Raw genomic sequence first — 7,901 nt, 5'->3', positions numbered from 1 at the left:
GCCAATAAATCAGCGCAACCGCCCAATCCCTTACCTCAGATGCCCACCGTCTCTCCGATGCGTCCAGCCAACTCTCCAGCCCGTCACCAAACCCATAAAGACCCGGTGAAGGGGTATTTACGGATTGGGGTCAGGACCTGCAACCCCCATTTTGAAAAAACTTCACATTCCACGGCAAAAACTCGCTGAACTTAATGAAAACAACAACTTATGTTTAGAAAGCGCCCGATTTCCCTTCTTGGTGTTCTTTCACTTTAGAGAAATTCCGACTGACTTGTGGCCAATATGCTGGAATCGCTTGCTCAATCTCGCCTTTTCTTTGTGTCCGGTGACAAAAAAGCGCCGCCAAGGCTTCCCAAGGCGGCGCGTCTCAAAGCGATTCATCTGAAGTTACTTCAGATCGAACCTGTCCGCATTCATGACTTTGTTCCAGGCCGCAACGAAGTCATTGACGAATGTTTCACCTGCATCGGACTGACCGTACACTTCGGCCAAAGCCCTCAGTTGCGAATTTGATCCAAAAACCAAGTCCACCCGTGTACCTGTCCACTTGGTTTCACCACTTGTGCGGTCCTTGCCTTCATAGACTCCATTGCCGGAAGGCTTCCAATCGGTGCCCATGTCAAGCAGATTGGTAAAGAAGTCATTGCTCAGCGTGCCGACCCGATCTGTGAACACACCATGAAGTGACCCACCAAAGTTGGCACCCAGAACTCGCAGGCCACCTACAAGAACAGTCATTTCAGGTGCCGAGAGCGTCAACAACTGGGCTCTGTCAACCAGCAGTTCTTCAGGTGAAATGCTGTATTCAGCCTTCTGGTAATTGCGAAAACCATCCGCAGCTGGTTCCAGCAACGCAAATGAATCAACATCCGTTTGATCTTGCGTTGCATCTGTCCGTCCAGGAGTAAATGGAACTTCGACTACGTGACCTGCTGCTTTAGCGGCTTTTTCAACACCGACCGATCCAGCCAGTACAATCATGTCTGCCAATGAGACTTTCTTGTTGCCAGACTGAGAGTCGTTAAATGATGATTGAATATCTTCAAGCTTGCTCAACACTTTTGCAAGTTTCAGCGGCTCATTCGCCTCCCAGTCTTTTTGCGGTGCAAGGCGAATACGGGCACCGTTGGCACCACCCCGCTTGTCCGATCCTCGGAAGGTCGAGGCCGAGGCCCAGGCGGTCGAAACCATCTCGGAAACCGACAATCCAGACGACACAATCTTGGCCTTGAGATCAGCCACATCAGAGTCATCTATCAAATCGTGATCAACGGAAGGAACATTGTCTTGCCACAGCAGTTCTTCCGTTGGAGCTTCGACGCCGATGTAGTTCGAACGCGGGCCCATATCGCGGTGGGTCAGTTTAAACCACGCGCGGGCAAAGGCGTCGGCAAATTCCTCAGGGTTTTCGTGGAACCGTTTCGAAATCGGTCCATAGATCGGATCCATGCGCATCGCCATATCGGCAGTTGTCATCATGGTCTTGACCTTTTTTGAGGGATCATGCGCAGCTGGCGCCATGTCTTCCTCTTTCACGCCAACAGGTTCCCAAATCCACGCACCCGAGGGGCTTTTGGTCAGGTTCCAATCATAGCCGAACAAAAGGTCAAAATAGCCGTTGTCCCACTTGATGGGATTCGCCGTCCATGCTCCTTCGATTCCGCTGGTGGTCGTGTCATCCCCTTTCCCGCTGCCAAACTTGTTGATCCAACCAAGGCCCATCTCTTCGATTGGCGCCGCCTCGGGCTCGGGGCCGACCAGATCGGGATCGCCAGCTCCATGCGCCTTGCCGAATGTGTGACCACCTGCAACCAGAGCGACAGTTTCTTCGTCGTTCATTGCCATCCGGCCAAAGGTATCGCGAATGTCGCGACCTGAAGCCAAAGCATCCGGCTGCCCGTCGGGTCCTTCGGGATTGACGTAGATGAGACCCATCTGAACCGCAGCCAGCGGGTTCTCCAACTCTCGATCGCCCGAATAACGGCTGTGCGGGTTGTCGGTTGGAGCGAGCCATTCGGTTTCGGTGCCCCAATAGATGTCTTCTTCTGGCGCCCAGATGTCTTCTCGACCACCGGCAAATCCAAACGTCTTGCCGCCCATGGATTCGATGGCGCAATTACCCGCAAGGATAATCAAGTCAGCCCAGGAAATTTGGTTTCCATATTTCTGTTTGATCGGCCACAGCAATCGGCGCGCCTTGTCGAGGTTTCCGTTATCTGGCCAGCTGTTCAACGGGGCAAATCGCTGATTGCCAGTCGATGCCCCGCCGCGGCCATCCGCTGTCCGATAGGTGCCGGCACTGTGCCAAGCCATTCTGATGAACAGGCCACCGTAATGGCCATAATCCGCAGGCCACCAGTCCTGAGAGTCAGTCATTAGGGCAACCAGGTCATCCTTTAGCGCCTGGTAGTCCAGCTTTTTGAACTCTTCTGCATAATCAAAGCCTTCGCCCATCGGATTGGATGCGGGTGAATGCTGATGTAGAATGGAAAGGTTTAGCTGATTAGGCCACCAGTCCCGATTTGATCGGGTCCCGGCACCATGCATAACCGGGCATCCGCCTGTGTTGGGGTTATCACTTCCGTCCATGTCTTTCTCCATTCCTGGCTGAAGCTTGTGTGCGTCGTGCGGTCAAATACGATTGGAAAAACAAGACTGAATGACATCGCTGCTAAAATAGTCCCACACAGGTCGAATATGGGAACATTGGGCGTTTTAGCAGCCATGCCGAAAATTGTATCAGCGATTCGTTCTTCCTGTATGCCGTAAAGTAGCAACTTACTTCTATGCAAATAAGTTTTGTTTTCGGATGATATCAATAGGAAATAATTATCACTCTGCTCGTCTGATTAATCACCTGCTTGCTCAGCGGTAAACTGTTTCGGAATTCAGCTTAGTGACCACTTACTTTTTTATACAGAGCCGACTTGTACCCAAAGAAAATACCAATGACACCAACCAACCATCCCAAGGTCCGAGCAATTTGGATAAACCTTCGGTCAGGCTGAATTGGCATCAGAATCATGGCAACTACTAATCCTAGAAATCGTATCGGAATGCTAAGAAACCCCAGAACCGCGCTGACCGGTTTGTTTTTGAGCTTGCGTCGCATGTATGTGTTTGACTGATCCCGTCCACGTGCGGCCTGATACCAGAATGAAAGCCGCTCAGGAGGAATGGTCTCGTATACAAAAGCGTCAGGGACCCAGCCCACTGTCAGGCCTTGGCCTACCGCATCGGCATAAAACTTTGCGTCAGTGCCGCCTGTCATACGCATGGTTTCGTCAAACCAAAGTCCAACCTCGCTAAACAGCCGCGTTTCGCCCAGCCAATTGTTGGTAACTACCGTAACACCACCTGTATCGTTCAGAGCGCTACGCCTGGCGGCGGCTTGCTCCTTCGCCAAATAACGGTTGCTGATATTCCTAAGCATCAGTCGCTGCACACCTGTTTCGCGACCTGACGGACCAGCTGCCCTCAACGGTGCGCCAAGCAACACCGCAGAGCTGGACCTGTAACCTGCAACCAGCCGTTCCAGCCAATCTTGCGCCACAACCTCATCGTCGTCGACAAAGCACAACAAATCAGATCCATTGGCAATAGCCTCTCGCGCCGCCCGGTTGCGCCCAAATGGTATGCCCAACTCTGGTTCCAACACATATTCGATCGCGCATCCATTGGCCAAAGAACTGCCGGCTTCCTGAACAATCTGTTTGCTGTTCGCAACTTTATCGTTCTCGACCACAAGGAAGCGAACGATGCAATTTGACGGAATGACAAGATCGCCCCAACTCCTCACCAGCGCGGCCAACATTTCCGGACGCTTCCGGGTTAAGGTGGATACAGTAATCTTTAAGTTGGCGGAACGGTCGGTCATATGGGTGCGTCAGTATCTTTGATTATCGACTCTTAGCATCTTAGGAATGCTTTCGCCCATTCCAGTCTTTTGTGGTCTCACTGGCGCCTTTAACATTCAACAACGCCTCTAGCCCAACACGGTAATTTGGGTAAAGCAGCGTAACACCCAATTCATTCTTGATGCGTTCGTTTCGAACGCGTTTATTTTCGCTGTAAAAACTGCGTGCCATTGGTGTCAGGTCTGCCTGGTCAAATGATACAGCCGGAGGCAAAGGCAACCCCTGCAGCTCGGCAGCGTATGCGATCACGTCCTGTGGGGGCACCGGTTCGTCATCACAGACATTGTATATTGCGCCCGGGTTAGGCCGCGCCATCGACGCGGCGAGAACCTGTGCGATGTCGTCAACATGTATGCGCGAGAAGACCTGACCGGGCTTAATGATCCGCCTCAACCCACCACGCCTCAGCTTAGAAAACGGTCCTCTTCCAGGCCCATAGATTCCGGCCAAGCGAAAAATGTGCAGAGGCAAGTTTTCGATTTCAGTCCACTGTCTTTCGGCTCGGGCACGCCATCGGCCTCGCTCGGCGGTTGGGGTTATCGGCGTCGCCTCGTCAACCCATTCACCGTTATGGTCACCATATACTGCGGTCGTCGACAAGTAGCCAACCCATCGAAATTGCGCTGCGCGCGCGACGATCTCCTCGCGAAGCTCGGCCAAAACAGGATCCCCATCCGCAGTCGGAGCCGTCGATACCAGCAGATGCGTCACCCCGTCAAAATCGGGCACTTGTCCTGGCCAGATCAAAGGCTCGGCACCGGATGCGCGAATGGCATCCAGATGTTCCGCATCGCGCGATGTTCCAATGATCCGCCATCCTTGTGGTGCAAGGCGCAGCGACAGGGCGCGGGCCGAGTATCCATGCCCAAATGAAAAGAGTGTGCCAGTCATGGCCCCTTGATGAAACGCGATAACGTGGGATGCAAGTGCGTATGGACACCCTTGATTCGAATCCGCCAATCGGCATTCAATGATGCATGACCCAAAATACACCGAACTTGCATTCAGCCTATGCGCTGAACTCACCAGAAGACAGTAAACGGCTATACGCAGAATGGGCGGGCGATTATGATGATGGTTTTGCTTCGCGTGAGGATTATCAACTGCACATTCACACGGCGCGCGCTTTTGTAAGTGCAGGCGGTCAAGGTCCCGTTCTGGACGTGGGCGCAGGTACGGGTTTGTGTGGCTCGGTTTTGGCAAGCCTAGGGGTCGGTCCAATAGACGCCACCGATATAAGCGCAGAGATGCTGGGCCAGGCGATGCGAAAGGACATTTATCGCGACGCGATAGAGGCTGACCTGAATCTGGGAATTCCGGTTCCACCCGAAAGCTATTCAGGCGTTGTGTCTTCCGGCACATTTACCCACGGGCATCTCGGCCCCGAGGTTTTACCCGTTTTGTTGCGTGTCGCACGCCCGGGGGCACAATTTGCATTGTCCATCAATGCCAAACACTACACTGAACGCGGCTTTGCCGAAACATTCCATGCGTTGGAACAAGGCAACATTCTTCACTTAACACTTTCTGAGGTGCCGATTTTTGGCGATCTGGCCTCTGGCCCCAACAAAGACGACACAGCGCTTATTGCGTTGTTTGAGCGAAACTGAACCGTCTTTTCGCAGACTTAAGTATACATTTGCTTTTTGTATGCCCGCGTTCGCGTCGTGGCATCGGCGGACCCATCGTGATAAGTTCCAAACCACTTATCGAACGGAATTTCGGATGTACCGTAGTTGCATTCGAAATAACGATGATGCAGCTGATGAAAAAAGTCTCCGGCACGCGCTGCGTCGGTGTCACCGGCCTTTAGCTTTTCAAAGCCAGAATGGGAAAGAACCGGGCTGACCTGTTGAAAATAGGAATGAAACAGCAGGTGCAATGGGTGAGACGGCACTATCAGATGGATGAAGTAGGTGGAGAAGTAAAAAAAGTTCTCGTACCAGTGATTGGAAATTCCTGACCAGGGCCCAATATTGACGTTTCGGTGATGCACTGCGTGCACGTATTTATACAGCTTTGGGTGATGCTCCAGCCGATGCACCCAATAGAAATGCAGGCCTGACCACATAGGGATGAATAACATCCAAACCACGAACCAAACAGGCGCGCTTACCCAAGTGACCGTGGGCGCCCATCCGTTGGCCATCGCCCAGTAAATCAGCCATTGATAGGCCGTTGCGACCGTCATCGCACTGCCTAAAGTCCACCAGATATTGTCCAAGACCTGATTGCGAAAAGTGAATGTTCTGTTGTCACGAATAAGGTCACGACGGTCGAATTTTTTGTACATACCCTGACCTTTGCGCATGTAAAGCCACCAGTGCAGGCCACCCGCCACAAGAATTTGCGGAATCATGTTCAATAGCCAAATGCGAAACATCCAGCCGGGTAAAAACGTTTTCATCGTCTCAAGGGCGGGAAAGAAGAAAGCATAGGCCGTAACTGCCAACACCATACACAGCGTCAGAGACGTAATCTGCAACCACGCGCCACTATACCACTTAAAAACTGCCGCAGGGCGGGGAGGCCAATTGAACAGCGGGTTCAACGCCACAGGTCCGTCGGGGTGGTAATTCCAGCGGGCGGCTTCGGGATCTGGAGAATTCTCTCTCATCGCTTAATCTCTGCGGTTGATGTCAGGTGGCGTAATCCGAATCTTCGGCATCCAGCAGCGCCTTGATATCACGCATGAAGGAAACAGCTTGGTCGGGATAAACTTCGACTTCTTGCGCGGTTTTTTCAGCAACCTCATTTGACAGAACCCGCAGCTTCTGGCCGGTTTGCAATGCGCGAATGTAAGTTTCAGCCGCGCGTTCGAAGTAGTATAGTCGGTTAAATGTATCTGCCGGATCGCTGCCGATAACCAGAACGCCGTGGTTTCCCATGATCATGACCTTGTTCTTCGGATCCGACAGAAGGGACCCACAACGCTCGCCTTCGCTTTCAAAAGCAAGACCTCCAAACTCCTGATCGATCACATAACGGTTGTAGAAAATTGCTGTGTTCTGGTCGATTGGTGGTAATGTGCTGTCGGCCAAAGTTGCCAGCACAGTCGCAAAAATGGAATGCAAATGCATTACGCACCTTGCGTGCGGGCAGTGGCGGTGTATCGATCCGTGCAATCCCCATGCCGTTGGGTCTGGCGCTCCGGGTTGAGTCATGACTTCTGGGTCATTGGCATCTAATAGCAACAGGTCTGACGCTCGAATTCGGGCAAAGTGCATTTGGTTGGGGTTCATAAGAAACTGAGTCCCGTCCTCATTCACCGCCAGGCTAAAGTGATTGGCCACCGCCTCGTGCATGTTTAGACGCTCTGTCCAGCGAAAAGCTGCTGCCAAGTCAACGCGTTCAGACCAATGGTCAATATTCGGGCGCAGGTTTGCGACGCTCATTTTGTCCTCCCTTGGAACCTGAATTCGGCTTGGTAACAAACGTGCATCTGGTCGCAACGTTTGACCAACGAAAAATGTGCCATTAAACCATTAGCTGAACTTATGGCAAGGTTATGTGAATGCAAAATTCACTTCCGCCACTTGGATGGCTACGTACTTTTGAGGCAGCCGCTCGGCACCTGTCCTTTACTGGCGCAGCACGCGATCTGAACATGACGCAAAGTGCCGTTAGTCAGCAGATCAAGTCTTTGGAAGGGTATCTTGGCCAGCCGCTGTTCCTGCGGCGCCCAAGGGTTTTGGAACTGACAGAAGCAGGTATTACTTATCTGCCTGTAGTACGTGAAGCATTCCGCACATTGCTTCGAGGTACACGCGCAGTGACCGGTGCGCAGCAAAACGCAGTGCAAGTACAATGCAATCTCACCTTTGCGGTCAACTGGCTGGCACCGCGGTTGCATAAATTCCGGACCTTGCATCCTGATGTTCAACTGAACATCTTCACCGAATTGTGGGAGCCGAGAGAAATGGCCGAGGGCGCGGCTGTAGAAATCCGGTACTCTTTGCGCCCCGCAGAATCAGTTCGCAC

At 52.4% G+C, this 7,901-nt stretch carries 7 protein-coding genes; 2 read left to right on the top strand and 5 right to left on the bottom strand.

The window, feature by feature from the left end:
- Nucleotides 1–390: 390 nt before the first annotated feature.
- The 3 genes from katG to AC2FNV_RS22815 form a co-directional block, all read right to left on the bottom strand.
- Nucleotides 391–2,592, bottom strand: a complete 2,202-nt coding sequence (katG, locus tag AC2FNV_RS22825; protein ID WP_496774623.1) for a catalase/peroxidase HPI — start codon at nucleotides 2,590–2,592, stop codon at nucleotides 391–393.
- A gap of 304 nt (nucleotides 2,593–2,896) precedes the next feature.
- Nucleotides 2,897–3,880 (bottom strand): glycosyltransferase family 2 protein, encoded by a 984-nt coding sequence (locus AC2FNV_RS22820; RefSeq protein ID WP_170606616.1) that lies wholly within the window; start codon nucleotides 3,878–3,880, stop codon nucleotides 2,897–2,899.
- A 40-nt stretch (nucleotides 3,881–3,920) separates the two neighbouring features.
- Nucleotides 3,921–4,811, bottom strand: a complete 891-nt coding sequence (locus tag AC2FNV_RS22815) for an SDR family oxidoreductase (RefSeq protein ID WP_170606614.1) — start codon at nucleotides 4,809–4,811, stop codon at nucleotides 3,921–3,923.
- Between the two features lie 86 nt (nucleotides 4,812–4,897).
- Between AC2FNV_RS22815 and AC2FNV_RS22810 the strand changes: the two genes are divergently transcribed.
- Nucleotides 4,898–5,530: a class I SAM-dependent DNA methyltransferase gene (locus tag AC2FNV_RS22810; RefSeq protein WP_170481262.1), complete on the top strand. Its 633-nt coding sequence runs from the start codon at nucleotides 4,898–4,900 to the stop codon at nucleotides 5,528–5,530.
- Between the two features lie 17 nt (nucleotides 5,531–5,547).
- Here AC2FNV_RS22810 and AC2FNV_RS22805 read toward each other — a convergent pair whose 3' ends face one another.
- The gene (locus AC2FNV_RS22805) at nucleotides 5,548–6,537 is read right to left on the bottom strand and encodes a sterol desaturase family protein (protein WP_170606612.1); all 990 of its coding nucleotides are present in this window, start codon (nucleotides 6,535–6,537) and stop codon (nucleotides 5,548–5,550) included.
- Nucleotides 6,538–6,559: 22 nt separating this feature from the next.
- Nucleotides 6,560–7,315 carry a class II aldolase and adducin N-terminal domain-containing protein gene (locus AC2FNV_RS22800; RefSeq protein WP_170606611.1) on the bottom strand — a complete coding sequence of 252 codons (756 nt, stop codon included), beginning with the start codon at nucleotides 7,313–7,315 and terminating at the stop codon, nucleotides 6,560–6,562.
- Between the two features lie 119 nt (nucleotides 7,316–7,434).
- On the opposite strand from AC2FNV_RS22800, the gene AC2FNV_RS22795 reads away from it, so the two are divergent.
- On the top strand, nucleotides 7,435–7,901 hold a 467-nt coding region (locus AC2FNV_RS22795), incomplete at its 3' end, for a LysR family transcriptional regulator (RefSeq protein ID WP_496774620.1).

Source organism: Ruegeria sp. BHSA163, from assembly GCF_059613365.1.
The sequence above is the reverse complement of the archived record's forward strand: the minus strand, read 5'-3'. Positions and strand labels throughout refer to the sequence as shown.

What these genes read in the sequence shown, in the direction of transcription:
- katG (WP_496774623.1), bottom strand. Translation starts at nt 2,592, where the DNA reads ATGGACGGAAGTGATAACCCCAACACAGGCGGATGCCCGGTTATGCAT.
- AC2FNV_RS22820 (WP_170606616.1), bottom strand. Translation starts at nt 3,880, where the DNA reads ATGACCGACCGTTCCGCCAACTTAAAGATTACTGTATCCACCTTAACC.
- AC2FNV_RS22815 (WP_170606614.1), bottom strand. Translation starts at nt 4,811, where the DNA reads ATGACTGGCACACTCTTTTCATTTGGGCATGGATACTCGGCCCGCGCC.
- AC2FNV_RS22810 (WP_170481262.1), top strand. Translation starts at nt 4,898, where the DNA reads ATGACCCAAAATACACCGAACTTGCATTCAGCCTATGCGCTGAACTCA.
- AC2FNV_RS22805 (WP_170606612.1), bottom strand. Translation starts at nt 6,537, where the DNA reads ATGAGAGAGAATTCTCCAGATCCCGAAGCCGCCCGCTGGAATTACCAC.
- AC2FNV_RS22800 (WP_170606611.1), bottom strand. Translation starts at nt 7,315, where the DNA reads ATGAGCGTCGCAAACCTGCGCCCGAATATTGACCATTGGTCTGAACGC.